The organism is Methanoregula formicica SMSP (assembly GCF_000327485.1).
Classification (GTDB): domain Archaea; phylum Halobacteriota; class Methanomicrobia; order Methanomicrobiales; family Methanospirillaceae; genus Methanoregula; species Methanoregula formicica.
The window spans coordinates 549,631-576,002 of record NC_019943.1; the positions used below are offsets into that span (position 1 = coordinate 549,631).

Here is a 26,372-nt window from a genome sequence, read left to right on the forward strand (position 1 = left end):
CGACCAAATGTGTCCGCCCTCCGTTACAAAGCATCTAAAGCAAACAACATGTGGTGATTGCGGCCATAGCTGTCGGGAAACACCTGGTCTCATTCCGAACCCAGCAGTTAAGCTGACACACGTAGTATGCTGTACTGAGGTACGCGAGTCCCCGGGAACCATACCAAGCTGCAATCACCTTTCCTTCTTACACGACTGTTCTCGAAAAGTTACTCTAACGAGCGAATGCTTTCGTTCAAAAATTGTTATTGTATCGTTTACACGGATACCGGCAGGTCCGCGGCCTGCGTAACGCATATTCATTATTTTAAGTGAACGCATTTCATAATAAAGAAAAATAAACTGAAATATTCCACCGGTAATTTGCTGGATTTATATCTGATGACCCTCTGTTGCTTTTAGTTAACTCTCGATGATGGTGATGAATTTTGAATACTGCCACCACGGATATGCAACCTCCCCGTTTGTCAGTCTCTTATAGATGATAAGACTGAATTCATATGCGCATACATCCCAGTCTCGTTCCGGGCTCTTTCCGCAATAATCCGTACGACCTTCCCACGAAGGATGATCTGCTGGAGGAACATCATTATAATGCTGGTATTCAGCAGTTCCTGAGCATCCGTTTTTCAGTGGTCTCATTCCTGGACCGACAATAATAACAGGAGAATCACACTGCGAGTTCCCAAACTTTGCTTTAATCTCTAGCGCATAGAGATTTTTATGGAAGTCCGTTGCAGTGAAGGATACTGTAATCGTTCCTCTTACAATCTTTCTTGAATAGGGTGATGGTTCATAATCACATATCCGGGATTCAGTTCTCTGAAATGGCAGTTTTACGAATCCACATGAAGTTGCTGATCCTACGGGTCCTGTGATCTCGCCGATAGATCCATCGGGTGCAGTATTATCAACAAGTAATGTACAACTCAAATCGGCCGGGTTGTCTACGATTATTGGTGTTATCTTATCCGCTTTCAGGGGCTCCAGCGTGAATGTAAATTTTCCGTAGGTCCGGGGCAACGTTCTTGTATCAAGTACCAAAACCAGACCTTTGTATACCCAGTCCTTATCTGGGGCAGTATCGTACGGATTGGGATATGTGTAGAGATCTCCATCAGGGCCCATGTATTCGGTTTTATAAAATCCTGAAGCGGGGATCTCTGCGATAGTGGATTCACGGACACAATAAAAAGGCACGCGGATGAAAGATTCGACTACCGAACCATCCAGTTCATAGGAACACTTGATCCGATAGAATTTGACAATATCCTTGATCCCATCCCCGATATTGGCATAAAATTTTATAATTCCAAAGAACGCTGAATCGACAACTTTGAGGGTTGCACTGTCCGTTGCACCTGTTGTATTGGCATACCCGTGGAACGGCTTAGTCGGATCTGTATAAAGATATTTTACTGGAATGTTTCCAATGTGGTCGAATTTGAATACGTTACCTGTCAGGATCTCCGGAATATCCGGTGAGATCACCTTCCATTTGTCGATATGGATATCTTCACAGAGATCAGATTCGAGTTTTCGTAATTTGGTGTCCGGATCTTTGTATACAGATTGGAAAACACCATCAACAATCCACCCAACCTCAACCACGTACCCGAGACGTAGGTGAATCGGAAATATACAGAGGGAATACCTCATGGTTGTTCTGAAGTAACCGTAGATATCGGTATCTCCTTCAGCAACCAGCACGGTCTCTTTGATCTTATTAGTACCTAATGGCTTGACATAAGGTATACGGATTTCATAAATCCGTACATGAGCTTTGGAAACAGGCTCTTCGTCATAACAGAGAGATCCATTAATTCTTGAGCATCCGAGTACATGGACACAAGGGCGCCATTCAATGAAAAAGTGTTTCAACCATGGTACGATATACTCCTTAACGTATGTGCTTTTTACTATCTTTCCAATTATGGCTGTGGAAACAGATATGGTAAATGTCTCATCCTTTGCTGAGAAATCCTTCGGCAGAAGTGATGTTCTTGGAAATTTATACCGGAGAATCTGATCTCCAGGCAGATCCGGACCAAAAATCAAAGCAGGAGCGATTGCAAGTGTCTTCTTTTTGTTTTCGAAGACATCATACGAGTAGATAATGATAAATGATCCATCCTTTTCAACTGCAGAGGATCCTATAACTTTCCGGTCTCTCACAGCATATACTTTCATCGTGATGCCGGTAGGAAGCGCCCTGAACGCTTCAGAAGGGATCTTTCCCTTAATCGAGTATTTCGCCTCTTTCATGTTTTCCCCCCGGTTGTATTCATATTCATAATCTCGTCATGCCCATCTGCATTAACAGTCGGGCCTTTGATCTGAATTTCCGGATCAAGAAGATGACAATGCGGAGATTCCCTGAAAATCACTCTCGCAATTGATACAGGGTGCTCCACACTACATTACAACTCTCGATCCTGAAGATCACCTTGCATCAATGTCCTCTTTCCCCACCCCCGGCAGTGATATCTCCGTAACTGTTCAGTTCCGAGAAGATGAAGGCGCCAAGTTCAGTGAAATACCGGCTCATCTCACAGTCAAACAGGCAGGGTTTGGTAATATCCTGGTTGAATATAAGAGAATGAGCACGACAACCCCCCCCGCAGATATACCTTGCCCAGCACCCGGAACATTTTTCCAGAGACTTGGGCCGGAGGTTCCGTATTTTCTCGACGATTTCGGGTTTCGTTATCCCCGTATAAACATCCCCAAGCCGGTAATCATCTATCTCAATCATTTTGTGGCAAGGGTACAGGGATCCGTCAGCAGAGACCGCCAGATAGTTTAATGCCGCCCCGCAGGAAATGGGCCGGAGGCTGATCCTTCCGGCACGTGATGCGAACTCCTCAAACTGGTAGAATGGGACATATCGGCCACTACATGCAGAATTCAGATATATCCGGGCCAGTTCCAGATATTTACTCTTTATTATATCCAGATCTTCAGTTCTGATTCCCAACGTTCCTGATGGATCCAAGCAGGGCTCCACCGCCACATCCGTACTCCCGGTCTCCCAAAGATGTTCGGCAATCTGGACAAGCTCCATGCAATCCCGCGTCATGGTTGCTCGGACCGCTACCGGAATGCGATTTTGATCCTTAAGGATATTCATGAGATTATTTTGCACGATATTGTGTGAACCTCGCCCGTCAGAGAAATGACGCATCGAGTCATGGATCTCCCGTGGCCCGTCAAGACTCACCATCAGACCGATATCGTTATCCAAGATATATTTCTGGACCGTGGGTGTAAGGAGTGTTGCGTTTGTTGTCATGGAAAATCCGACCTGTTTATGGTTTGCGGTAGCTTTTCTCCTAGCGTACTCAACAGTGTGTTTGATCGTATCGAGATTCAGGAGCGGCTCCCCCCCAAAGAACGTGATGCCGAGTTCCCGGATTGCTCCGGATTGTTGAATAAGGAAATCCACAGCATGTTCAGCGATCTCCGGTGACATGTATCCCCGGCTCCGACCAAACGTTCCCTCTTTAGCATAACAATAGGGGCACCGGAGGTTGCAGTCTTGCGATACAATAAGACATATGGTACTGATACCGGTATCTGCAATCAGGGAATCTCCAGAAAACGGATCCGGTCCAAATACTATGCCATCTGCTATGATCTGGTCGAGTTCGACAAGAGTATCTACGATCTTCTCGGGATCGTGCGTCTGGCTGAGTTGTTTTTTAATATCTTCGTGTGGAATCCCGGTGACTGCCAGACTCAAGGCTTCAGCAGCAATCTCGTCTAGTTTGAAAAAAACACCGCTGTTTCCATCAACGGCATACCGTTGTCCTTCAATCATAAAAATATGGAGATATCGGGCCGTATCAGTACCATTTTTGGTAGTCATAACACCTCCAAGATGCGGTGCAGCCGTTGGCCGGCTGCACCGGGAACACTGAAATCAGCGTGTAAGGCGGCTGAAATGCCTGTTGGATGCTCTCAACTGCTGGGCAGAATTGAGTATATCCGCCAAATCCTCCTGGAGCTGAACCGCAAGGTTCTCCAGAGTGTCTGCTACCTCATCATTGGAATATCCCGAGCTCATCATGTCCTGGATAGTCTGGATGTAGGATGATTTCACCTCGTTATATTGTGTCATGACAAGTTCTTCGGGACGGATTCTTACTGTCATATCGTCAGGTAGACGTACATGCCGGCCACAGGGTGGCTGAACGAATTGTTTGGCTGTGCAGGTTGCCGTCTCCGTGAATTCTGGAATAATTTTACTAAGCGGCTGACAGATTGGTGCGATTATCCGCGAAGGACAACCAGGGCCAATTAACCGGCTGATCGGTGTGCATAGGAACCGAGAGAGCGGAGTGCATGTGTGACGGATTAGAGGTATACAGTCCGGTATGATGCGGGAGAGTGGAATGCAGCGGATGATCCGGCTTATTGGTGTGCAGATACTACCATCCCGTACAAGACAAAGATGGCGTGCATAACTGCCACAGGTATCGATAATAGTTAACGGCCCGCATAGCGTGTATTGGCTGCCGATACCTGCCGGATTCTCGTAGTACTGTGGCTCCTCCGCAGTACTGTCGTTGGCTTTGGCATAGTCAAACGCCTCCTTTAACGTTACCTTGCCGTCGCCTCCGCTCGCATCGACAACTGTACCGTCGGGTTGCTGGCCTCTGACAGCAGCTGTCCAGTGATAGACGAATTCATCATAGTTACCGTGCGAGTCGCATGCCCATGATACCTGATCCCAACGGCAGGCCGTTGCAATAACCCGGTTGGCCCCCTGGAGATTATCAAGGAATCCGCCGCTGTAACACTGCTCCATGGTCAGGATAGCGAGCTTGTAGGACATCGCGTCAAGACAAACAGCAAATTCAGTATCCTGTATGAATTCAGCATTCCAGAGCCAGAGTTTGGCTTTGTTCGTGCCGGTCGTAACCTGCCCGCCATGATTCGTTGAGTAGAAGAAGAAGAGGTCGTTGGCCGTGACTTTTGTTTTCATGGTAGTGAATGCGTTCAGGAGATTTGCCTTTGTGGCCGAGGCACTGATCTCGCTTGCACCATCTCCATCGAGATCATGCGGGCTTCCATCGGCATAGAGAACAGTGATATTTGCTTTCGGGTAACCACACTTTGTTACGAGGGTTTTGTAGATCTCCATAAGGTCATTGAGATACCTCCCATAGTTGGATGAAGCGTTTACACCCCCGGATACAAGTAATGCGTATTTCTCCATAGCCATCCCTCACATGATCTTCTCCAGATTTTTCAGATTGTCCGGAGGGCTTGTTCCGTGGACCACATGCTTTTCACCTGTCTTATCATTGATGAAGACATAGTCAACGGGATGCTCGAAATTGGCATTCGGGCTATGGTCGATGAATGCAAACCAGAAGTCACTGATGGGATCATTGGTCGGGGGTTTGATCTCATCTGTCCAGTTCTTAATTACAGTATTTTGCGCAAGCTTTGTGGGATTCAGGTGGACATTAACCCCCCTTTTGTTTCCCAGCATTTGTTCCAGAATCAGACTCTCCACTTCATTTTTTTTCATGACAACACCTCCAAAAGGACAGATGTCCATGGAGGAATGACCATAGGGAAATTAAAAATATATTATAACCTGTAAAGGGGCTTTCGTCTTGTTAAAAGGACTTCCTTGTTGTGTTAATCTTATCATCCGATAAAAAAATTATTCTCCAGTTGTAATATTTTCCTCATCGTATGTGTTTACTATGTGGACTACAGATTATCGGCGACTGCTGCTCTCCTTAATGCATCCTGCCTGACGGCTCTTTCTGGCAGTGCCCGCCTTTATCTGGCGTTTCTCCTTGCAGGGTTGCCGCCAGATTGTCTGGCCTGTTTTGCCGCCGGGTTGGTAATTTATTCTACATACACACTGGACCGTGTGTTCGCTTCCAGCGAAGATAAGATAAACCGTACGGATTACGCACATGCCAGAAGGGATATCGGAGTTGCTGTAACGTTTGTGGCATTCATTACCGGCACTGCATTATTCTGTTCGCGGAATATCTGGGTAGCCCCATTTATTCCATTTTTCATTGGATACTTGTACTCGAAAGGGATCAGAATTGGTAACCTCCGGTTGAGGCTCAAGGGCAGTCTCGGCGGGAAAAACCTGGTGATAGGGTTGACATGGGGGGGAACAATCGCCATGGTTATTGCAGGCTCTGATGTCAGTATCCTGTCAGTGTTGGTGGTTTTCCTTTTCTTTTTTGGGAAATTGTTCATCAATTCCGTGATTTACGACATGAAAGATACATTAGGTGATATGAGTGCGGGAATCCGGACTCTGCCCGTGGTCCTTGGAGAGAATAACACCCGTCTCGTGCTTGCCGGTATTTTCATTTTCATCCATCTTCTCGTTGCTCTGTCTATGACCTTTGGATTATTATCTCAAGAAATTGTTATCTTAACAGTCAGTTCCCTGACCACATGTCTAATCCTCGTTTTCTATTCTAGCGCACTGGAAACCTCTGTCTCCTGGCTTATGAGGAATCTCCGGATCTCATTAATCGATTGCGAAGCCCCGGTAACCGTTCTTATCCGGTTTGCCATTACGCATTGAGCCGTTCAGACCGGTTCTGATAGAATGTGAAGAGGTCCTCCCCGAACCTTAGTGCTGATTTACTTGTCGAGATGAGGTCCTGTTTTGAATCAAACAATCCGTTGTTCAGGAAGAATGAGATGGAAAAACAGTAATCCGTTACGATATAGGCGAAATGAATGTCGTCCGGGTAGATAAACAGGCTGGCATTCGCATAACCGAGGCCCTCCATCAACATATTGTAATACTCTCGTTTGATCTTTTCAAATGCACTTTTTGTCAGGATAAGGGAGATTGATTTATTCTCTTTTGCCAGGTTCAGGAACAGATTTGGGTAGCGGGGATGCACGATAGGGGAAATTCCTTTGATCCGGGATGCCTGCTGCAGGGATGCAATGAACTCTGTGTGGGGTTCGAAGCTATCCTCAACACAGCACTCAATAATCTGGATCTTTTCCAGCTCCCCTATACGCAGGAGGAACTCTTCCGGGAGTGCATGGATATTATGATCCTCCCAGAATTTCCTCTGCTGTCCCAGAACGGCAAGTGCGCCGTCAAATGGTCCGAGGAACCGGACGATCAGCTGCCCGGTCTCGGTGAGATAGAACTGTCGCCCTTCCCTGCAGAGCAGTTTCTGGTCCTCGAGAATCTTGATCTGGGGGAGGATTCCCGTTGCAGTTACATGCAGTGTGTCCTTGATCTCGTCCCAGGTTCGGGGGCCAGCAGCCAGAAAGAGGAGAAGTCTCTTCCGTTTTTCCGATGATGTTGTGACAGCCAGGAGATCGGACATATATGATAATTATTAATAGTAATCTTAATGTTTACTGTAGATATGTTGGCATTATATAATTTCTATGTGGTATTTAGATAATTTAAATTCGGCAACATGGAGAGAAATTTCACCATGCAGGATGACTCACCCGTTCCTTTGTGCAGTGTATCTCTCCCAACCACATCACCTGGCACCCTCCCCTGCAGAGATCCAGTACCGTACACTCCCGGCATTCCCTGGAGATGTGAGGAAGTCCCTCGTTACGGCAGGGGAAAGATCCCTGCTCCCAGATCTTCTCGAACGTCTCCTTTCGCAGGTCTCCGGCGATGATTACGGCTCCACAGAAGAAGAAGTCCAGCCGGTGGATTTCCTATCATAGTCTTTTCCCAACCAGCCAAGATTATCCCCTATGAGAATCGGGACGCGGTCCTCAATCTTCCCGGTGATGAAATCGAGGAGTGATCGCAACTGACCGTCCGATAAGAAGAGTGAAGCATTTCCTGCAGCCCTCCCAACCGGCATCACCGTCCCGACCCTCCAGAGATCGGCATTCTCCCTTGCGATGTCGTAAAGATCCCCAATCTCGGGGAGATTCAGGGGCGATATAATGGAGGTCATGCAGGACTGGCGGCAGCCGTGGGATTTCAGCAGCTTCAGGGCTTGTATTGCACCAGAGAATGCACCCGGGGGGTCTTTCGCAGGGCATCGTGGGTCTTTTCGGTTCCATCCACGCTGACCTGCACCGAGGCGGCAACCCGGACAATTCTCCCGATGTTTGCCTCCGATACTGCCAGCCCGTTTGTGGAAAATCCCGTCTCCATGCCCCCTTTTTTTGCCAGTTCCAGGACATCGAGGAGATCTGCACGTAAGAGCGGTTCGCCTCCGGTAACGAGAAACCTTCTCACGCCAAGACCTGCAGGGTCCCGGACAATTCCCGATATCGCCGCCGTTGACAGTTCATCCCCAGCAGTATCACACCCCGACGATGCCCCGCCGTGGATGCATGCCATCGTGCAATCCCGGGTACACTCCCATATCACGGTCTTTGGTGGCGGTGTCTTCCCCCATCGTTGCATGGTGCTGAACCCTGCAGTAAGGGCCTTGACCTGTAATCTCCGGAGAAAAGAACTGCTCATTATAGTTTTATACTAAATATTTTCATATTAATGTATGGTTAACAGAGCCCGGATAGCGAAATCGGTTTGTATCCTCAGCTTTCTGGGCATTCTGCTCTTTGGTTTTTATGCCTTCCTGCTGTCCACTGCCATGTATGCTCCGCCCGAGATGATGGCGCAGGCCGCCGCAAGAAAATCGCAGGAATTTATGCGGATCAGCATCGCCGTCGTGATCCTCGTCGTCGTCTGTATTGCCAGTTATCTCTATGGCAATAAACAGGAAGCTCCCCGGCCTCCAAACGAAGGGATGTGATCTCCTGAGTGGGGGATATTCCGACAAACGGACATTCACCCGCAGATCTTTCTATTATCCGGGAACGCGCCACGTCTCTTTCGGCACCGTGATCTCGAACACAACGCCCTTTCCGACCTCACCGGTCTCCCGAATGGCAAGACCGGTGATAGCCAGCACCTCACGGATAAAGAACAGTCCGAAACCGGTATTCTTGCCGTATCCCTGCTCGAAGATCTTCTGTTTCTCATGAGGCGGAATGCCGCACCCGTCATCCCGGTAGCGGATGATGAGGCTCCCGTCCGGGACGGTCTCCGTCTCCACCGCGATGTTCCGGACCGGTCCCCCGTGCCGGATGCTGTTGTCGATCAGGTTGTAGAACACCCTGCCAAAGAGCGGGTCCGCATAGATCCGGGCATCGTTTGCGGGCAGGTGAATATGGATCGACTCCCTCCCGACTGCCGCTGCCGCGTCCCTGACGCACTGGCAGAGCCCCTGCCATTGTGGTGCTTTCACACCGACACTCTGGTAATCTTTCGTGAAGAGGATCTGGTCTTTTATCCTGACGACCTGGTCACGGATACCGGCAGCGAGTTCTTTTGCATCGCGGTCCGTTGTCGTTGCAGCGAGCATATCGCAGAGCCCGAGGACGCCGGTGATGCTGTTCAACACATCGTGCCGGGTCACGCTGTTCATCATGTTCAGTTTCTGGTTGGTGAGCGCAAGGGCCTTCTCGAGCCGGGCCTGCTCCGAGATATCGACGATAACGCCGTGGACCCCTGCGATCCGCTTCTCCCCGATGATCGGCGAGGCGTAGATGATGGCCGGGATCTTCCGGCCGTCGTGAGCAGTGATGCAGCACTCGATATGGCCGCTGGTCACATCCTGCTGGATGCGGGTGAAAAAGGACCTGACTTTCTCCCGGTCGGGCTCGCAGACGATATCGAAGATGCCGGCCCGGTCCTCTGCCTGCTCGTCGTAGGCATGCCCGATGATATCGATAGCGCTCCAGTTGAAGAACGTGAACCTGAGATCTTCATCAAGCTCGAAGACGATCTGGGGGAGGAGCTCAGCAAGGTCTTCGAACCGGGTATCGCAGTTGGTGTCCGGTTTCCGCTTATGCGTTGGGGGATGGAGGGGATTATGGTTGTTTTGCATTCGTTTCATTAAGATGAGCGGAAGCTGTTCATAAACCTCCCGGAAAAGCGTGTTCGACCGGAACTGCGGCAATATGCGGTTTTTACAATAATTATTTATTATATTGAGCGATCAATAGCTCTCCGGAGCAGGATGCCCGGAGGAGGATGGTCCGCCGGAGGCATCGCTCTGGGATGAATGATATGGCAGATTCATTGAGAATTGGGTCATTCAATGTCCAGAATCTTTTCCAGCGTGCAAAAGCCCTCAACTACCAGAACCATGACAATGTAGACAAGGTACTCCAGAAGATCCAGGAATTCAAGGACACTATTGAAAAGAACGTGTACACGGACAACGACAAACAGAAAATATTCGAGATGTACACCGGCGAGCTTTGGAAATTCATAGAAGTGCGGGAGAACCGGGGAAAACTCTTCTCACGGAAGGGCCAGAAGATCACCGGGGTCCAGGCAAACGGAAGAGGGGATGACTGGGACGGCGAGATAAATTTCAAGCCGGACCCGTTCGACAAACTTACCCGGGAAAACACCGCAAAGGTGATCCGCGATCTGAAGGCGGACGTCCTGTGTATTGTCGAGGCAGAGGACCGCCCGACCCTCAAAGCGTTCGATGCGCAGATGCTGAAATCGCATTATGCCTGCGACATGCTGATGGACGGGAACGATGACCGGGGGATCGATGTCGGGCTGTACAGCAAATTCCCCCTCGGAGCGATCCATACCCATATCTTCGATAAAAAGGGACGGAGTGAGATCTTCAGCCGCGATGCCCCCGAGTATGAGGTCCGTATCTCCGATAAGCAGTCGCTTGTCATGGTCTGCAACCACCTGAAAAGCAAAGGGTATGACAGCAACAATACCGCCGACAAGCGGAGGAAAGAACAGGCAGTCGCTGTTGCCGGGATCCTGGCAAAGTACGACCTGCAGCATGACTGGGTCGTGGTTGCCGGTGATTTCAACGACACCCCGGACAGCCCGCAGCTGGAACCCCTGCTGTCTGTACCGGATCTTTACGATGTCCTCTCACTTCAGTTCGGCAACGATATGGCAAAACGGTGGACCTACCACTACAAGGCGTTCGAACAGATCGATTACGTCCTGGTCTCAAAACCCCTAAAAGACCGGTTCGTGAAGGCAGGGGTTGTCCGGAACGGGATGTACAACCTCGAGAAGATGACAAAAGGTTCCGGAGGAAAAGTTCCTGTTGAGACAGAATACCCCTCGGTCACGAAATGGTCGGATGCAGCGTCGGACCACGGGGCCGTGTGGGCAGATTTCAGGTTGTGAGGATCGGTTTCGGGTAGCAGGGGCGGGGCCTGTAATCCCGGCCCCTGATATCGATCCCCGTTATCCGGAATTCGCGTCGAAGATCTCCTTTCGCGAGAAGACGTAGATGGCAAGGAAGATGAGCGGGATGATGAGCACCGCGAGCGCCCAAGTCAGCGGACGCCACGTGACAACATCGCCAAGAATGGATTCCTTTTCGAACTTCTCCCCTGCATGCAACGTCTGGGCATCGTAATAGACGAGCAGGGCGGAGAAGACTCCGGCAATGGCGAGCATCTTCAGGTCGACAAGGCAGAAGAGACCGGCCAGGAGCAGGAGGATAAGGAGGAAGTTCTCCTGGTACGCCGGGCGTGAGTCGGCCGTGGCTGTAACAGGTGGCGCAGCCGGGTGAGGAGATGGCTTATCCGGCACCTGGCACGTGTCGCCCGGATTGGGAAAGGTCCTGGTCTTATGAGTCGGTCCATGCGGGCATAACCCGAGCCAGCCCCGGATCACCTCTGTTACCCTCGTCATCGCGCAGGCTCCGCAAGGGGGGATGGTGTGGTCTCCTGTTTGGCTTGGTGGGAACCCGTTCTCCCCCACGCGTACAAGTCCGTAACGGCAATCCCCAGCACGGTCGAGCCTGCCGCCATCAGCATCCCGCAGGCAAGGAGGAACCCGTAGCAGGCCCCCGTCATCAGTACCAGTCCCCGGGATTCCTGGAGGAAGAAGTCGTAGTCGTTGTTGAGCAGGGCCGGTGACTGGCCGATCAGGAGTCCGATGGCAGCGACAGCGAGGATGATTGCCCCGAAAACGAGGGCACAGCCCAGCAGCTCGCGCCAGGTCTTCTTCATGAGCCGGACCGAGCCGGCAAAGGCTGAAAGGAGCCCCTTCTTCTCCAGCACGATGACCGGGACAACGTACAGGGCCAGCAGGAAGAGGACGGTGTTTGCGACCAGGATCCGGAACGAGAAGAAGAGCGAGGTGAAGATCCCGTTCGGGGCAAAGTAGTACGCATAGGGCAGCCAGAACATCGCGTGCGATATGGCAGACACGATCGTTCCGGTGAACTGGTTCTGGGACGCGATCTCCAGGAGGACCGTTGTCACGAATGCCATGGTAAGAGAAAGAGCCGCAAGCGAACCGGCGTGTCTTCCGGACTCACCGAATGCACGGCGAACAGTGATCGGGATGGCAGCATTCCGGGCGTTCCGGTAGCGGACAAGGGCTGCCAGCAGGAGGGTGAAGCCTGAAAGGCAGACTGCTTCAATCACGAAAAGCCGCAGGTCAAAGACGATCAGGTAGGAATCGCCGAGCTGGATGGTGATAAGGTTCGACACGGCGTAGGAGGTATCGATGTGAGACAGGTTCCACTGTTCTGCCAGTACCAGGAAGAGGATCACGAGACCTGAAAGAAACGAGAACCCAAGCAGCCGCTTCTCGCTGAAGAGGGCCCTGATGCTTGCCATTGCGATGCCGATCCCGTTCCGGATCCGGCCCTGGCGCCCGGCAGATCCTCCGGCATCCGACTGGACTGACCGGATCTCTCCCGGATCCCCCAGCAGCACTGCTGAAGCGGTATGCAGCGCAGGGGTTTTCCGGCAGAGTCCCAGCCAGCAGTCTGCAAGGGTGGAAGTGAGGGTCATTGACCGCTCTCCCGCATCTTTGCATTCCGGTACATCTCCAGCGCAGCGATCCCGCCGACCGTTGCCGCGATTACCACGAGGCTGGTGAGGGCAAGGACGTACAGGAGGCCGGCAGCCAGCCACTCAGCAGGCGGGGGCCAATAATCAACCGCGATATTCCCCCCGGCTACTACCGGAAAGATGAGTGACAGGAACATGGCAGCGGATACGACAATCCCGAGGCCGAGAAGGCAGGCGGCTACTTCACCCCAGCCCCTCCTCATCAGGGTGAACGATCCCATTATCGCTCCCTTCAGGCTTGTCTCCTCAAGTACGATAAGGGGAACGACAAACAGGGTCAGGACGAACAGGAGTACGTTGATTGCTGAAAGGATGAGGGTGTCCCAGAGCCCGGAGTAGAGGAGCCAGTTGATATCGAACTTACCCCCGAAGAAGATAGTATTCCCGAGATTCGGGTTGATGACGTAGTTGAAGGGGTTCTGGTGGAGTGCGTGGTCAAGAATTTGCACGATGCTTACGCTCAGCAAATAGGAATTATAGTAACCAACGAAGAGCACGATGATGCCTGCGAGCGCCATAACAACGGACCACCCCGCGAGAGGTCGCAGGTATTTTCTGGCCATCCCAAGTCCATGAAAGAATGAGACCGGGCCGCCTTTCTTTGATGTGAGGCTCAGGACAAGGCCTGCGAGTAACACTACCAGGCAGAAGATCATGGGAAGCTCGACAACAAATGCAAAAACAAGCGATGTGAGTGTGCTGGCATAATTCTGATAAAACGTCGGACAGACCAGGGTAATCCAGGGATCGACAACGAACCGCCATTCGGTAATGGAAGAATTGATGACGAAGTTCAATTCAGGCGATGACGACAATTCGCGGATCACTCCGTGGAGGAGAGACTGCCCGGCCAACACAAGCGCGACAAGGAGCGAGAACCAAAGGAGCTGCGGGTTCCGGATCAGCGTCTTCGTGCCTGACAGTGCGGCCCCAATCCCCATCCGTACCGCGCCTGTCCCTCCTCCGCCCCCGCCACCCGGCTGGCCCTCATGAACGGGCTCGGGCTGATCGCGGATGACTGTTTGCGATGCACGGACTCGCGGGGCCCTCCGGCAGAGGCCAAGCCAGCAGTCGGCAAGGGTGGAAACGAGGGTCATTATTGCGCGCTCTCCCGCGCCTTCGTATCTCGATACATCTCCAGCGCAGCGATCCCGCCGATGGTTACAACAACCAATGCAAACGCCACGAGTGCAAGATTGTAGAGCACGGCAACCGTGATCCAGCCAACGGTGGGATGGAACATCACGGTCACATAGGGATTTACAATCCCGGACGCAGCCTGGACGATCAGGTGCGTCAGGAACACACCGAAGAGGACAATCCCAAGGAATACAGCACAGGTGACGGCCTCTGCCCCGATCTTTTTCATCAGGGCAAACGATCCCGCGACAGCTTCCCTGAGAGTTTTCTGTTCAAGTACGATGAGAGGCACGACAAACGGCGTCAGTATGAACAGGAACAGGCTGACAACAATGAAGTTTGCGGTTCTCATGAACCCGAAAGGATAGATCAATAGTAACAGCGATCGTCCCCCATAGCCCGGGATCTCGGTCAACATGGCCCAGTCAAGTGTCCAGTTGAAGGGGAACTGGGTGATCGTACTGGTAACGAAAGTAACGGGCCCAAAGATATTGAGGAACCGGAACTCCGGAGGCAGCCCGGTAAAAAGACCAAACCAGATACGGAAGAGCAGGATGCCTGCAAGTGCCAGAATTATCGACCACAGGAAGAGTGGTTTCCAGTATTTTTTTGCTCCAGCGAGCCCCTCAAAAAACGGTGCAGCCCCTTCTTTCATTGAAGAGAGGCTTAAGAAAAGACCCGCCAGCAGAAGCACCAGGCAGAACAGTGTTGCAAAGCCGAGGAAAAAGTCCTGGGCATATAATCCGATGATATCCGGTTGCAGGGTCTTGTTGATATACCAGAGCGCCCCTTCAGCAACAGCATTTCCGGCCAGCACCAGCCCGGTAAAAAGCCCGAACCAGAGGAGCTGCCGGTTCCGGTTCAGCGTCCTCATACCGGAGAATGCTGCCCCGATCCCCCGGCGAATTGCGCCCGATCCCCCGCTTCCTCCATCCGGGAGTCCCTCATGGGCGTTTTCGGGCAGGTGGACAAAATCTGCCTGCAATGTCCGGACCACCGGTGGTTTCCGGCACAGGCCGAACCAGCTCTCGGCAATTTCCGCTAACCGGGTCATGAGGCAGGCTCCGGTTGTTTCCTGTTCCCTTCCGGTATCCCGGACTCCTTCCCGCTCTTTCCGACCCGGTAGAGATCCACTATTGCAACACCCACAGCCATAGAGCATACCGCTATCAGGACCGCGAAGCAGAACAGGACGATTTCATAACCAAGTGCCACGATGGGAATCAGGCCTTGGGAGTACCAGAATACAGGATCGTAGTTGTAGTGTAAAAGTAACTGGTTCATTACCAGCGATATGGCCCCGGCCAGGAGGACAAGTGCCCCATAAACAAGGATGCAGCCAAGTATTTCACGCCGGGTCTTCCGTATGAGGGTTATCGATCCTCCAAGGGCGGAAACCAGCCCCTTATTCTCCAGTACGATGACTGGCACTACATAGGGTACCGCCAGGAACAGGATGATGGTAATGCACAGGATAACACTCATGAACCAAAAGGTAATCGATAACCCGAGCGAATCAGGGAGGAACCAGGTATAGGGCATGAAGATATCCATCACCTGGATGGAAATATCGGCCAGATTATCGCTCGTAACAACCACAATCAGGATTGTGCCGGCAAGAGCCATTGCAATGGACAGGGCTGCAAGCGGGCCTGCATGGGCGCGGGCCCCAGATAATCCCTCACGGATGGTGACCGGGTGCTCAGTACGAATCAGGTTCCGGTACCTGATGAGACCTGCCATCAGGAATGTGAAACAGAAGAGGCAGAATGCCAGGATCGGGATGAGTCTTGGGTCAAACCACAGGATGAAATCTCCAAGGGGGATACTGATAAGGAAGGGGTCGTAATACACGTTGCCTCTGGTCCAGTACATCAGGGTGAAAAGGAAGGACATCAGGAGCCCGGAGATGAGTGAGAACCAGAGCATTTGTCGCTCCCTCACCATCGTCTTCAGGCTTCCTGCAGCGATTCTGATTCCCTGTCGGATCCTGCCAGAACGATCGGCGGGTCCATTGCCATCCGGCTGTGCGGGATGAATGGTTTCTGAAGAGGCCATGAGAACTGCCGGTGCTGTATGGAAGGCCGGTGTTTTCGGGCACAGGCCCAGCCACCAGTCTGCGATAGAGGAAATGAGATTCATCCGCTCAATCCCCGGATTTTTGAGAGCAGTTCCTCGGCCATCTTTGTCGGATCGGCAGTCTTCTCGATTTTTATCCCCAATTCGGAGGCAAAGTCCCAGATGAACTCGATGCACTGGGTGTACTCATCACAAGCCCCGCAGTCGCCGTCATGTTCGTACCAGACCTGCATGCCGTGCTTCTCCGAGACGAAGATGTAAGCATTGGTCTGGAACGGGATGGATTTGCCAAAAAGGACCCCGCGCTGAACATCGATCTTCTCGATCTGGATCCGGTTTGCGTGGGCCATCTCCCGTAGCGAGGCATCGATCTTCTCGTCCATCACGCGGAGTGCCTGGGATACCCCCTGCCGGGTGATCCCCAGCAGGTTTGCAATCGTGACATTCTGCATCCCATTGCGACGCATCTTCCAGAACCCGAACTGTTTCTCATTCGTGGGCAGGAACATATGTAAATGTATTGACATTTACAATATAAAAACATTGGGAATTTGTGGCCGGGGTTTTCCGGCAGGAGGAAAAAAGAAGGAATGGACTGCCCGCCACCGGTGGTTGCGACCTGTGGATTCAAGCCCGGATGCCGGATGCGGCGAACCGTGACGGGCTGGCGGGGCCTGCTGTTATGCCGGGGTGGTTACAATCGGTTGTGCCCGCAGGGTAGTGTCAGTTTCACCCACGCTGAACGCTACGATTGCATGGGTGTCCCGTGCTAAGGTCTCATTCCGGTGTTCATTCTCACTTAGTGCGAAGACCAGCGCCTCTGCTGCATCCTTCCCCTGCAGGCTGCCCGGCCCCCTGACCTTAAAGATGTTTATCGTCGTATTGTCCTCCATTCCGGTGACATATTCTCCGTTAAAGGTGAAGTCAAACCGGTTGTCCGCCATCGAATGCTCCGCTATGAGGTAGTAGTCACCCGGGGCGAGTTTTTTGGAGAACTCTGCATCGGCAGTGAACGTGTAGAGTGCCTCTTTGTCGACCGGGACGGTTATGAGGGAGAAGAAGTTATTGCCGAGGATCCAGAGCTGGACTGCGGACGGGTCACCTTCTGCATAGCCGTTGACCGTGAATGGCTGTCCTTTCAGGAAATGCTTCGGGGAGATAGCGGTCATAAGGAAGGGTTTTTTGTAGATGATACTGACCGTACCATACGTTGTCAGGTCATTGAACTGGTCTTTTGTTTCCGGCTTTGTCACTGCATATACTGTATACGACCCGGCATCCAGTCTGAGATCAGACGTATACCAGGTATATTCCCATGTCTTATCCGGCTTGGTTTTTACCCGGGTGAATGAATCGGGATTCCCGCTGACCGTATCTTGATTTGGGGAAGCAAGGTTTCCCCCGTTATCTGGGAGGTTGGGTCCGGTTATGAAGAGGTATGTGGAATCCGAATCGGTGTTCATCCCGCTAAAGACCACTTTTTCCCCCATATAATAGGACTGATCGCCTTTTGCCACGATAGTGACGAGCGGCTTCTCCGCAGATACGGGAGACAATGACAATACGACTGCACCTGCTAAGATGAGCAGCAGGGCCATCTTCCAGAACCCGTACGGGTTGTTGCTGGCTGGTTTTGACATGTGTAAATGTATTGACATTTACAATATAAAATTATCGTTTAGTTTTTTCCCCGCAATCGACCGGATCACTCCTTTACGGGTGTTATCCCACCAAACCCTGGCAGATTCCTGATAGTTCCTGAACCATCAGTCCCGTGCCGGTACGGTCTTTGCCAGCCGGTACGACCATATGCAGATGTACAGCGTTGTCCCGAGGATGACGATGAGCATGAGCGCGGTTGCCCAGATGCCGGTGACGAGGCTGCCGATAACAACAACCACTCCCGCTGCCACAAAGAGCCTTCCGCCATACTCATGCGTCTTCTTCCAGACCTCTTCGCTTGCGAGAGTCCATGGCAGGCGGATACCTATGGTCGTGTTCCTCCCGATATGGGGCATCAGGCTTCCCATGACGATAAAGAGCAGGCCGATCAGCACCGGGACGAGCGTGACCAGCGGCACATTGACCCCGAGACCGATAAGGAGCGCCATGACTTCGACGCACAGCAACATCGAGACGGTTGCAAGGATTACAAGGGAATAACTGTCACGGAACGGGATGAGGGAGATCTGGACGGAGTCGAACCGGGGGATGACGAGGAGGAGGGCCATGATGAAGGTGGTCAGGAACGGCAGGCCCAGCGCACCGGGCAGCCGGTCGGCAAACCCATCAGGCTCCCCGTGCAGGCCCCAGTGGACCGGAATGACTTCCGGCAGGTGGGGCAGGGCCAGGAATGCAAGAACCCACGCGAGGATAACTACGCCCCAGGCAAGACGCATGAACCGGGCAGACCGACGGGCAACCGCCCCGCTGTCACCGGCCACGCGCGTCTTCAGCCCGCTCCCCTCCGGGGCAGGTGGCAGATCCCGTGGCGTTGGATGCATCGGGCACCAGCCCATTGCGTCCCAGATCCGGAAGAAAACCTGCACCATCTCACTGCACCTCCCGGCTATGGCGGCAGTACCAATACACCAGACAGACGATCAGGACCGCTCCGACAAAGAACGGCCACAAGAAAAATCCCCCGAAGCCCGGTGTGGCAAAGAGGATGACAATCGCAAGGGCAGCCATCCATTCCGGCGCCCCCGCAGTATTCTGAGTGCAGGTTTCTCCGTCAGGCTGCGGCATCAGGCCCTCCGGTAGATCTGTTTGCCGTCCGTGTACAGCTGGAGGCCCGACTGCCGCTCCCATGCGATGATCATGATGAGGTGGAGCCACCCGATTACCGTAAACCCGGCCAGGAATGCATCGAGAGTTCGCAGCCCTAAACCCGGGACAAATCCGAAGAAGACCAGGATTGCGAACCCGATGATCAAGAGAGATGAAATGAGAACGAGGTACTGGATCGGCCTCCTCCTGCTCCAGTGAATCACCTCTACTCTGCCAGTAGTGCGTACATCCTCAAACAGGGTCCAGTACCGGATTCCGTCAAGGGCAAAGAGAAAACTTGCGCCGATCAGGCCTTTTATGAGCAATCCGAGTTTATCGCCTTCCGATATGGCAAAGAGGGAGATCCCGACAACGGTCATGCAGAGCGCGAATGCAAGCGCGCGGGTTCGGTACCGGTTCTTCCAGCCAAAGGAAAGTGTGCGCACGTCCCCACCGCTGCCAGCGGGTAATATATGTGTTGTATCCGTCGCACTATCCCTGCGGAAAGTGCGCTGTTGTGCGTTCGGACACCAGCCCAGCCAGCCCCGGATAACTTCGGAAACCCGCGTCATTTCATCAGCGCCTTTACCCTCGTGAACAGTTCATCCGCCATCTTTGTCGGGTCGGCGGTCTTTTCGATCCGGACGCCCAGTTCGGTGGAATAGTCCCAGAGGAGCTCGATACACTCGGTGTACCGCTGGCACGCCCCGCAGTCCCCGTCATGTTCGTACCAGACCTGCACCCCGTGTTTTTCCGACACAAAAATGATCGCAGCGGTCTGGAACGGGATCGATTTTCCGAGGAGGATTCCCCGTTCGGCATTGATCTTCTCAATGGAGATCTGGTTTGCTTCCGCCATCCCGCGGAGGGTGCTCTCGATCTTCTCGTCCATGAGGTGGAGGGCCCGCGACACGGCCTGGCGGGAGATGCCAAACCGGTGGGCAATCCCGATATTGGACTTCCCGCTCCGGCGCAGTGCCCAGAACCCGAACTGACGGTCGTCCGTTGCAAGGAACATATGTCAACATTAGAATGTTGACATTATATATGTTGCGGGATGGCCATGGAACGGGCAGAGGCATTTTTAGTTTCACTCCCTGCAGCACCACCTTATCTCCTGCCAGTCCAACGCGTAATCAGGAATCATCCATGAAACCCCGAGTCATTATTCATACTGCGATGAGCCTTGACGGCCGCATCACGAACTTCCCCGCAGACCTTGAGCTGTATTATTCCCTTGCCGCGCAATGGAATCCCGACGCAATCCTGTTCGGCAGCGGGACGGTTCTTGCGGCAGTCCGGGACAATCCCGCGCTCGCAGTCCCGCCGGAGCACGAGGAGATGTTCACGCCGCCGGCAGGGCAGCCGGATCCGCGCCCGCTGCTCGTCATTGCCGACAGCCGCGGGCAGGTGCGCTGCTGGGACGCGATCCGGAAATGGCCCTACATGCGGGACGTACTTGCGATCTGTTCCCGCGCAACACCTAAAGAATACCAGAATTACCTGAAAGAACGCCATATCGGGACGATCATTACCGGAGGCGAACGTGTCGATATGCGGGAAGCGCTGGAGGCACTGAACCGTGAACATGGCGTGAAGACCCTGCGGATTGATAGTGGAGGGACACTCAACAGCGTCCTCCTGCATGCCGGGCTCGTGGACGAGGTGAGTGTCCTCATTCACCCGGTCATTGCCGGAGGAAAGGCTGTACCGACACTCTGCGACCCGGGACAGGCGGGCATCACGGGTCTCCAGATCCACCTTGTCCATAAAAGCACAGAGGTGTTAAAGGACGGGATCGTATGGTCGCAGTATGCTGTGGACGGCGCTGAACCGGTCCCGGTCCAGTAATCACCTCCCAACCTTTATTTCCCATCATACCCCACAATCCATTCATGAGACGTGCATTCTGTACCTGTCTTCTCCTTGTCCTGCTCCTCGTATTTGCAAGCGGCTGTACCCAGCCGGTGGCACCGGTACCTCCCCAGACAACTGCGTTACCGGCCCCGGTCACCCCTCTTCCGGTCGCAACGACAACCATAGCGGAAAAAAGCCTGACGTTTGACGTGTTCAAGACACAAAAGATCGTGAACATCACCTATACCGGCGGCCCTGATGCAGGGGGCCTTGTTGCCCTGAAAGTCCGGATTGACAATCAGGACCTTGATGATTTCGAGCGCACGGTCCTGACACCCTCACCCGGCGAATCAATCGTGTTTACCTACCAGGGGCTTGCTACTCCGGTAACAGCCAACATTATCGGGACCTGGGAGAACGGGTACCAGCAGACCGTCCTGATGTATTACTTCTGAAGGGAACAATCTCTTTTTTTACCCCGGTTTTAAACCGGGATCAGGCCGCTCGCGCTCCCGCGGAAAGCCCGCATCGTGCACGCAGCGCATTGTGCAGCAAGGAATGCAACATGTCCACCGGGTTTAGGTTTACCATGAAAAAGAATGAAAAAAGGACTGATGGGAGATTATCCCCAGCCGGCCAGTTCGGTTGTCACGGTCCCTTCAGCACTGCCCCCTTCCATCTTTACGAGAGGTTTGCCGGATGCGATCCAGTAGTACGCCGTAACGCCATTGGAACTTGCCATGTACTTGTCGGCAACGAAGGTTCCTGCGGGGACGGTAACTGTTTCGGTAGAAACCTTCGCCAGTTTGACATCGGACCCGATATCATTGGGATCGGATGCAGAACCGGTGCTGCCTGATGAACTGCAGTCAAGGTTGGAGAGCATGCCCGTCTGGTCCTCCATTCCTTCTATCCGCATTGTGCATTTTCCGGTCTTCTGGTTGTATTTGAAGAACATGGAGACCTTCTCTCCCCCGGCATTGCTGGTGATCTTGTATTCCGCCCATTCATAGTTCACCCCGCCAAGCAGATCCGTTCCGCTTGAGGTTCCTGCACTGGTGCTACCCGCTGCAGGAGAGCTTCCGCCCGCTGAATCTGCTCCGGTGCCGGGCTGTGAAGGCTGGATGCTCCCGCTGCACCCGGCAGCGGCGACTGCGATCACAACCAGAAAAATGGCGATGATGCCGATTTTGGAAAACGTCATGATGATACCACCGTACTGCTCAGATCACAACCGGTGCCCTGTGGAATGGCAGCCGGGCATTTCGTGAAATGATTATTGCGGTATATTAGCTTACTCTTTTTTAAATCTAATGAATGAACGCCCGGAATAATGTTTTCATGAAAAATTTTCGTTCCTATGATTCTATCCTGCGGGTGTTGCGGACCGCAAGCGTGAGCAGCCCGCAGAGGATGAGACATGCGCCGATCGCGACAAGGCCGGCATCCGTTGACCCGGTTGCTTTCATGAGGAAACCAACAAGGGACGGGCCAATGAACCCCCCGAGATTCCCGACCGAGTTGATCACTGCTATCCCCACAGCAGCGGCCGCCTCTGCAAGGAAGAGCGCAGGAAGGGTCCAGAACGGGCCGAACTCGCAATAGATGCCAACCGTGGCGATGCAGATCAGGATGAACGCGAGGAGGGGTATGGGGAAAAGACCGGCTGCCGCCAGTGCAATCCCTCCTATAATGGGGGGAAGTGCCGTGTGCCCTATCCGTTCTCCGGTCCGGTCCGAGTGCCTGCCCCAGGCGACCATTGCACAGAGGGCAATGACGTAGGGGATGACCATCACAAGGCCGATCTCGAAGTTGGTGAACGCAGGGTTCATGGCATGGATGATCTGCGGCATCCAGAAGCCGAGGCCGTACAACCCGATGACGACCGTGCAGTAGATACTGGCAAGGTGCCAGATTCTCGTGTCGCGGATCACGGACCAGAAGTCGTGCCGTGAATCCGCCGCCTCTGCATTGTCCCGTGCAATCACTGTAGAAAGCCACTCCCGTTCTTCCGGCTCCAGCCATGTGGCGTCCTTTGGCCGATCGGTCAGGTAGAAGTAGGTCACGATCCCAAGCACGATTGCCGGCAGTCCTTCGAGAATGAAGAGCCAGCGCCAGCCCGCGATACCGAACCAACTGACATTGTCGAGGATCCACGTCGAGACCGGGGCACCGATGATATTCGAGACGGCAAGCGCGGTCATGAAAAGGGCAACGGCACTCGCCAGGTCCTTTCTCCTGAACCAGCAGGTGATATAGAGGATAATTCCGGGGAAGAATCCCGCCTCAGCGACCCCGAGGATGAAGCGCAGGGCGGCGAGCTGGAGGGCATCAGAAGCAGCCGCGGTGACAATGACGACAATGCCCCAACTGATGATGATCCGGCTGATCCAGATCCGGGCCCCGATCTTCTGGAGGATCATGTTGCTTGGCACCTCGAAGAGCAGGTAGCCGATGAAGAAGATGCCCGAGAGGAACCCGAAGACCTCCGCGGAGATCCCGAGGGCGCTGTTCATCCCGAGTGCTGCATACCCGAAGTTGACCCGGTCGAGGAACGCGATGACATAGAGGATGAAGAGGAACGGGAGCAGCCGGCGGGTCACCTTCCGGACCGTCCTCTCCTCAAGGCTCCACTCGTCCCGCATGGATACCGGTCTGCACGGTGCCTGATATGCGTTCGGTTTTGCATCCCCGCGCCGTACTGCGCCCGGAACTGCCGGTCGTACCCTCATCCTTTATTACCCGGCCTCTCTAACACAGAACACAATGATCCGCGAGTCCCCGGAAGAACTTCTCTCGATCATCCGGTCTCATGCGCCCGGCCCGGACAAGCCCCTTGTTGCCGCCCGGAAGGAATATTCTGAATTTTACCGCGAGATGCAGGACGAGATTGTCAGCGAGGGGGCCCATACTGTTGAGCAGGCGGCAATCCGCGATAACCTCTCCGGGTACTGGATCTCTGTTCCCGAAGCCGAGCCGGACTATGCAATCCTCTTTTTCCATGCCGGGATGTTCACGATGGGATCAACGGCCGACCACCTGGGCCTCTGCATCCGACTCTCCCGCGCTGCCCGGGCCCGGGTCTTCTCCGTTGATTACCGGCTCGCCCCCGAGCACTCCTTTCCTGCGCCGGTTGAGGATGCTGTAGCCGCATACCGCTTCCTCCTGGCAAAGGGTTACCCGCCCCACCGCATCGTCCCGCTGGGGATATCCGCAGGGGGAAATATCGTCCTTGTCTCGCTCCTCTCAATGAGGGAGCGGGGATATACACTCCCCCCGGCCGCGGTCTGCATGTCTCCCATCACCGATATGCAGTTTGCCGGGGAATCGGTGACGAAAAACGGGCAGCGGGACGCGATAACGGCCGACCGCCTCCACGCAATCCGGACCGCCTATCTCTCTGGTCGCAATGCATCGGATGCCCTTGCCTCCCCAGTCCGTGGCGCGCTCAAAAACCTCCCCCGCCTCTATATCCAGGTGGGCACGTATGAACTCCTCCTCTCTGATATCGGGACGTTCGTTGAGAAAGCACGGTGGGCCGGTGCACCGGTCCAGGTGGAGATCTGGGAGGGCATGTATCACTGCTGGCAGGTATTTGCCGGCCAGCTTCCGGAGGGCCAGGAAGCAATCGACCATGCCGGATTGTTCATCCGTGGCATCCAGGGCCGCTGATTCTCTCTGTTGTACGCCCGCAAACCAGACCGACATGGCTATCATGGGCCGGGTACACCCTCTTTTCCGGTATATCATGAACCCTGTTTTTCGTTCCCTGATCTGCGGGTGCCTGCTGTTCCTCATCTTCGTGATTCCCGTTGCAGCCAGTCCCGTCCTGACCTCCGAGTCGTTCACTCCCAACCCTCCCCTCATCCCTGGTGACGGGCAGGAAGTTGTCGCAACATTTGCCATCCCGAGTGGGACGACATTCCCCCGGGACCACGAGATCCAGATGACAACGCAGCTTGAGAACGCGAAATGGAACATCCAGGTCGTGGTCGATGGTCACAACTCTGCGCAACAGACAGCATCGGGCACCGCCGCGTTCATCAACGGCATGGTACTCTCCTATTCCGTGAACCACGATGTCCGGTTTACCGTCACTGTAACCGGTACGGTCCCTCCGGCAGCAACTGGTTCTGTTACCGTCATTGACTTGATCGAGATCGACAACACCGGAAACATCATGTCGGGGAGCGAGATCGTTGTCAGCCAGCCGGCTGCCGGGTCACCCACAGCACCCGCCGTCATTACGGTTCCCACCCGGACTCCCCCACTTACCACGGCCTCCCCTGCTGCCACCAGGTCGCCGGCGTTCTCCGCAGTGGTTGGCATCCTTGCGTCCGGTATGGCAGGTGTCGTCTGGATGCGCCGCCGGCATTAACCCTGAGGGCTTCCCGAAAAATTCTCTTTTTCACAGGATCTCCTCGCAATCTTCATCTCGTTCCCGCGACCACGCTGATCCTATGTTTGAAAGCATCGGCAGAAGCATCGAGCTTGTGAAGACAAGCTGGAATATTCTGATGGACGACAAGAAACTGCTTGTATTCCCCATCCTCTCGGGAATCGTCACAATCCTTGTCGTGCTTACCTTCATCCTCCCGCTCTTGTTCTCCGGAGCGCTCATGGGAAAGGCACACGCAGGTCCGGTCCTGTATTACGGACTTCTCTTCCTCTTCTATATCGTGAGTTACTTTGTTGTGATCTTTTTCAATACCGCTCTCATCTCGTGCGTGAACGCGAAACTGAACGGCAGGGACCTTACGGTGGGAGAAGGGCTTTCCGCTGCAGCAAAGCACCTGCCCGCTATCATTGGCTGGGCCGTTATCTCCGCAACGGTCGGCCTTATTCTCCACCTTCTCGAAGAGCGCTCCGGTCTCATCGGCCAGATTGTCCTCTCCATTGTCGGCGGCGCATGGGCGCTGGTCACTTTCTTCGTAGTCCCCGTGCTTGTCATCGAGGACAAGGGCGTGTTTGAGTCCATAAAGGAGTCATTTTCCCTGATCCGGAAAACGTGGGGCGAGAGTATCGTCGGCGCCGGCGGGATGGCGGTCGTGTTTGTCGTCATCGGTGTCCTCGGGGGACTCTGCGTCCTTGGAACGCTTTTCCTTGGCATCGATCTCCTCTTTTACGCAGCCCTTGCCCTCTTCCTCCTCATGATCGTGGTCCTCGCTGTTGTCTACTACGCAATGCAGGGCATCTTCGTCACTGCGCTCTACACGTATGCAAAGACCGGCACCGTCCCTGCCGCATTCAACCGGGACACAATCCAGAATGCCTTCATGCCAAAGCAGGCAGGGCCTGGCAACATATGAGAAAAAGGAGAATTCCTTTCCGCAACCTTTTTTTAATCCACTCTCCCTACTATTCCCTGATACTATAAGTGCAATGGATGAAGGGTATACGGGAAAAGGCCGGAAGAAGTGGTGGTACGGCATTGCCGTGATGCTGATGCTTGCTGTTTTCTTCCTCGGTATAGACTTCATGATGAACGGCAGGATCACCTGGCCGGTGGCCGCCGTCCTGTTCTTTGGAGTTGGCTTCTCACTCCTGAAAAAGTTTGGACGAGAATAGTCCCGCCATCAGTGAGAAGACAATGAGAGGAGTGCGAAAGCACGCTTCGAATCGGGGTCTCACTTCTGGACAAGTTCGGGAGGGAATAACCCTCG

At 53.6% G+C, this 26,372-nt stretch carries 31 protein-coding genes and 1 rRNA gene; 10 read left to right on the forward strand and 22 right to left on the reverse strand.

Translation table 11 applies throughout. The annotated features are described in order from the left end of the window. Positions 1-55 precede the first annotated feature (55 nt). Positions 56-177, forward strand: a 5S ribosomal RNA gene (gene rrf, locus METFOR_RS02760). 225 nt (positions 178-402) lie between these two features. On the opposite strand, the gene METFOR_RS02765 is transcribed toward rrf, so the two are convergent. From METFOR_RS02765 to METFOR_RS02780, 4 genes are all read right to left on the reverse strand, one after another. Then, positions 403-2,265 carry a hypothetical protein gene (locus METFOR_RS02765; RefSeq protein ID WP_015284577.1) on the reverse strand — a complete coding sequence of 621 codons (1,863 nt, stop codon included), beginning with the start codon at positions 2,263-2,265 and terminating at the stop codon, positions 403-405. 187 nt (positions 2,266-2,452) lie between these two features. After that, positions 2,453-3,820, reverse strand: a complete 1,368-nt coding sequence (locus tag METFOR_RS02770) for a radical SAM/SPASM domain-containing protein (protein ID WP_158491341.1) — start codon at positions 3,818-3,820, stop codon at positions 2,453-2,455. A 102-nt stretch (positions 3,821-3,922) separates the two neighbouring features. Continuing rightward, positions 3,923-5,146: a C13 family peptidase gene (locus tag METFOR_RS02775; protein ID WP_324602934.1), complete on the reverse strand. Its 1,224-nt coding sequence runs from the start codon at positions 5,144-5,146 to the stop codon at positions 3,923-3,925. 84 nt (positions 5,147-5,230) lie between these two features. Beyond that, positions 5,231-5,539, reverse strand: a complete 309-nt coding sequence (locus METFOR_RS02780) for a hypothetical protein (RefSeq protein WP_015284580.1) — start codon at positions 5,537-5,539, stop codon at positions 5,231-5,233. A 183-nt stretch (positions 5,540-5,722) separates the two neighbouring features. Here METFOR_RS02780 and METFOR_RS02785 point away from each other — a divergent pair, with 183 nt between their 5' ends. Beyond that, positions 5,723-6,574 (forward strand): UbiA family prenyltransferase, encoded by an 852-nt coding sequence (locus METFOR_RS02785; protein ID WP_015284581.1) that lies wholly within the window; start codon positions 5,723-5,725, stop codon positions 6,572-6,574. Here the strand turns inward: METFOR_RS02785 and METFOR_RS02790 are convergent. From METFOR_RS02790 to METFOR_RS02800, 4 genes are all read right to left on the reverse strand, one after another. Next, positions 6,564-7,343, reverse strand: coding sequence for a helix-turn-helix transcriptional regulator (locus tag METFOR_RS02790; protein ID WP_015284582.1), 780 nt, complete (start codon positions 7,341-7,343; stop codon positions 6,564-6,566). The two genes, METFOR_RS02785 and METFOR_RS02790, sit on opposite strands and share 11 nt — an antisense overlap. A 109-nt stretch (positions 7,344-7,452) precedes the next feature. Further along, the gene (locus METFOR_RS16175) at positions 7,453-7,692 is read right to left on the reverse strand and encodes an SPASM domain-containing protein (protein WP_083883450.1); all 240 of its coding nucleotides are present in this window, start codon (positions 7,690-7,692) and stop codon (positions 7,453-7,455) included. Next, positions 7,656-7,943 carry a hypothetical protein gene (locus METFOR_RS02795; RefSeq protein WP_048110773.1) on the reverse strand — a complete coding sequence of 96 codons (288 nt, stop codon included), beginning with the start codon at positions 7,941-7,943 and terminating at the stop codon, positions 7,656-7,658. The genes METFOR_RS16175 and METFOR_RS02795 overlap by 37 nt, the downstream gene beginning before the upstream one ends. Before the next feature lie 35 nt (positions 7,944-7,978). Beyond that, positions 7,979-8,461: a radical SAM protein gene (locus tag METFOR_RS02800; protein WP_083883388.1), complete on the reverse strand. Its 483-nt coding sequence runs from the start codon at positions 8,459-8,461 to the stop codon at positions 7,979-7,981. A gap of 34 nt (positions 8,462-8,495) precedes the next feature. Here METFOR_RS02800 and METFOR_RS02805 point away from each other — a divergent pair, with 34 nt between their 5' ends. After that, the gene (locus tag METFOR_RS02805; RefSeq protein ID WP_015284583.1) at positions 8,496-8,753 is read left to right on the forward strand and encodes a hypothetical protein; all 258 of its coding nucleotides are present in this window, start codon (positions 8,496-8,498) and stop codon (positions 8,751-8,753) included. A 54-nt stretch (positions 8,754-8,807) separates the two neighbouring features. Here METFOR_RS02805 and METFOR_RS14415 read toward each other — a convergent pair whose 3' ends face one another. Further along, on the reverse strand, positions 8,808-9,899 hold the full coding sequence (locus tag METFOR_RS14415; protein WP_148277576.1) for an ATP-binding protein: 1,092 nt from the start codon (positions 9,897-9,899) through the stop codon (positions 8,808-8,810). A gap of 173 nt (positions 9,900-10,072) precedes the next feature. On the opposite strand from METFOR_RS14415, the gene METFOR_RS02815 reads away from it, so the two are divergent. Then, positions 10,073-11,179: an endonuclease/exonuclease/phosphatase family protein gene (locus METFOR_RS02815; RefSeq protein WP_158491342.1), complete on the forward strand. Its 1,107-nt coding sequence runs from the start codon at positions 10,073-10,075 to the stop codon at positions 11,177-11,179. Between the two features lie 60 nt (positions 11,180-11,239). On the opposite strand, the gene METFOR_RS02820 is transcribed toward METFOR_RS02815, so the two are convergent. The 11 genes from METFOR_RS02820 to METFOR_RS02870 form a co-directional block, all read right to left on the reverse strand. Continuing rightward, on the reverse strand, positions 11,240-11,692 hold the full coding sequence (locus tag METFOR_RS02820; RefSeq protein WP_015284586.1) for a hypothetical protein: 453 nt from the start codon (positions 11,690-11,692) through the stop codon (positions 11,240-11,242). Then, entirely contained in the window at positions 11,689-12,804 is a 1,116-nt protein-coding gene (locus METFOR_RS02825; protein ID WP_015284587.1) for a hypothetical protein, read from the reverse strand. Before METFOR_RS02825 ends, METFOR_RS02820 begins: the two co-directional genes overlap by 4 nt. After that, a complete protein-coding gene (locus METFOR_RS02830) occupies positions 12,801-13,961 on the reverse strand; it encodes a DUF6159 family protein (protein ID WP_015284588.1) in 1,161 nt (386 codons plus the stop codon). Before METFOR_RS02830 ends, METFOR_RS02825 begins: the two co-directional genes overlap by 4 nt. Further along, a complete protein-coding gene (locus METFOR_RS02835) occupies positions 13,961-15,058 on the reverse strand; it encodes a hypothetical protein (RefSeq protein WP_015284589.1) in 1,098 nt (365 codons plus the stop codon). Before METFOR_RS02835 ends, METFOR_RS02830 begins: the two co-directional genes overlap by 1 nt. After that, entirely contained in the window at positions 15,055-16,146 is a 1,092-nt protein-coding gene (locus tag METFOR_RS02840; RefSeq protein WP_015284590.1) for a hypothetical protein, read from the reverse strand. The genes METFOR_RS02835 and METFOR_RS02840 overlap by 4 nt, the downstream gene beginning before the upstream one ends. Next, on the reverse strand, positions 16,143-16,592 hold the full coding sequence (locus METFOR_RS02845) for a hypothetical protein (RefSeq protein ID WP_015284591.1): 450 nt from the start codon (positions 16,590-16,592) through the stop codon (positions 16,143-16,145). The genes METFOR_RS02840 and METFOR_RS02845 overlap by 4 nt, the downstream gene beginning before the upstream one ends. 171 nt (positions 16,593-16,763) lie before the next feature. After that, positions 16,764-17,723 (reverse strand): hypothetical protein, encoded by a 960-nt coding sequence (locus METFOR_RS14420; RefSeq protein WP_015284592.1) that lies wholly within the window; start codon positions 17,721-17,723, stop codon positions 16,764-16,766. Positions 17,724-17,849: 126 nt separating this feature from the next. Further along, positions 17,850-18,635 (reverse strand): SdpI family protein, encoded by a 786-nt coding sequence (locus tag METFOR_RS02855; protein WP_015284593.1) that lies wholly within the window; start codon positions 18,633-18,635, stop codon positions 17,850-17,852. Between the two features lies 1 nt (position 18,636). Then, a complete protein-coding gene (locus METFOR_RS02860) occupies positions 18,637-18,831 on the reverse strand; it encodes a hypothetical protein (protein WP_015284594.1) in 195 nt (64 codons plus the stop codon). Continuing rightward, complete coding sequence (locus tag METFOR_RS02865; RefSeq protein WP_015284595.1) at positions 18,831-19,424, reverse strand: DUF1673 family protein; 594 nt, start codon at positions 19,422-19,424, stop codon at positions 18,831-18,833. The genes METFOR_RS02860 and METFOR_RS02865 overlap by 1 nt, the downstream gene beginning before the upstream one ends. Further along, on the reverse strand, positions 19,421-19,870 hold the full coding sequence (locus tag METFOR_RS02870; protein WP_015284596.1) for a hypothetical protein: 450 nt from the start codon (positions 19,868-19,870) through the stop codon (positions 19,421-19,423). The genes METFOR_RS02865 and METFOR_RS02870 overlap by 4 nt, the downstream gene beginning before the upstream one ends. 131 nt (positions 19,871-20,001) lie before the next feature. Between METFOR_RS02870 and METFOR_RS02875 the strand changes: the two genes are divergently transcribed. Together METFOR_RS02875 and METFOR_RS02880 are read left to right on the forward strand one after the other, a co-directional pair. Then, the gene (locus tag METFOR_RS02875) at positions 20,002-20,703 is read left to right on the forward strand and encodes a dihydrofolate reductase family protein (protein ID WP_015284597.1); all 702 of its coding nucleotides are present in this window, start codon (positions 20,002-20,004) and stop codon (positions 20,701-20,703) included. A 44-nt stretch (positions 20,704-20,747) separates the two neighbouring features. Further along, positions 20,748-21,164, forward strand: a complete 417-nt coding sequence (locus METFOR_RS02880; RefSeq protein ID WP_015284598.1) for a hypothetical protein — start codon at positions 20,748-20,750, stop codon at positions 21,162-21,164. A gap of 167 nt (positions 21,165-21,331) precedes the next feature. Here the strand turns inward: METFOR_RS02880 and METFOR_RS02885 are convergent, their stop codons facing one another. Continuing rightward, positions 21,332-21,913, reverse strand: a complete 582-nt coding sequence (locus METFOR_RS02885; protein WP_015284599.1) for a hypothetical protein — start codon at positions 21,911-21,913, stop codon at positions 21,332-21,334. A gap of 154 nt (positions 21,914-22,067) precedes the next feature. Beyond that, positions 22,068-23,354: an MFS transporter gene (locus METFOR_RS02890; RefSeq protein WP_015284600.1), complete on the reverse strand. Its 1,287-nt coding sequence runs from the start codon at positions 23,352-23,354 to the stop codon at positions 22,068-22,070. A 121-nt stretch (positions 23,355-23,475) separates the two neighbouring features. On the opposite strand from METFOR_RS02890, the gene METFOR_RS02895 reads away from it, so the two are divergent. From METFOR_RS02895 to METFOR_RS02910, 4 genes are all read left to right on the forward strand, one after another. After that, positions 23,476-24,381: an alpha/beta hydrolase gene (locus tag METFOR_RS02895; protein WP_015284601.1), complete on the forward strand. Its 906-nt coding sequence runs from the start codon at positions 23,476-23,478 to the stop codon at positions 24,379-24,381. Between the two features lie 76 nt (positions 24,382-24,457). Further along, complete coding sequence (locus METFOR_RS02900) at positions 24,458-25,087, forward strand: hypothetical protein (RefSeq protein WP_148277578.1); 630 nt, start codon at positions 24,458-24,460, stop codon at positions 25,085-25,087. Positions 25,088-25,169: 82 nt separating this feature from the next. After that, positions 25,170-26,018, forward strand: a complete 849-nt coding sequence (locus METFOR_RS02905) for a DUF6159 family protein (RefSeq protein ID WP_015284603.1) — start codon at positions 25,170-25,172, stop codon at positions 26,016-26,018. Between the two features lie 73 nt (positions 26,019-26,091). After that, on the forward strand, positions 26,092-26,277 hold the full coding sequence (locus tag METFOR_RS02910) for a hypothetical protein (protein WP_015284604.1): 186 nt from the start codon (positions 26,092-26,094) through the stop codon (positions 26,275-26,277). Positions 26,278-26,372: the final 95 nt, after the last annotated feature.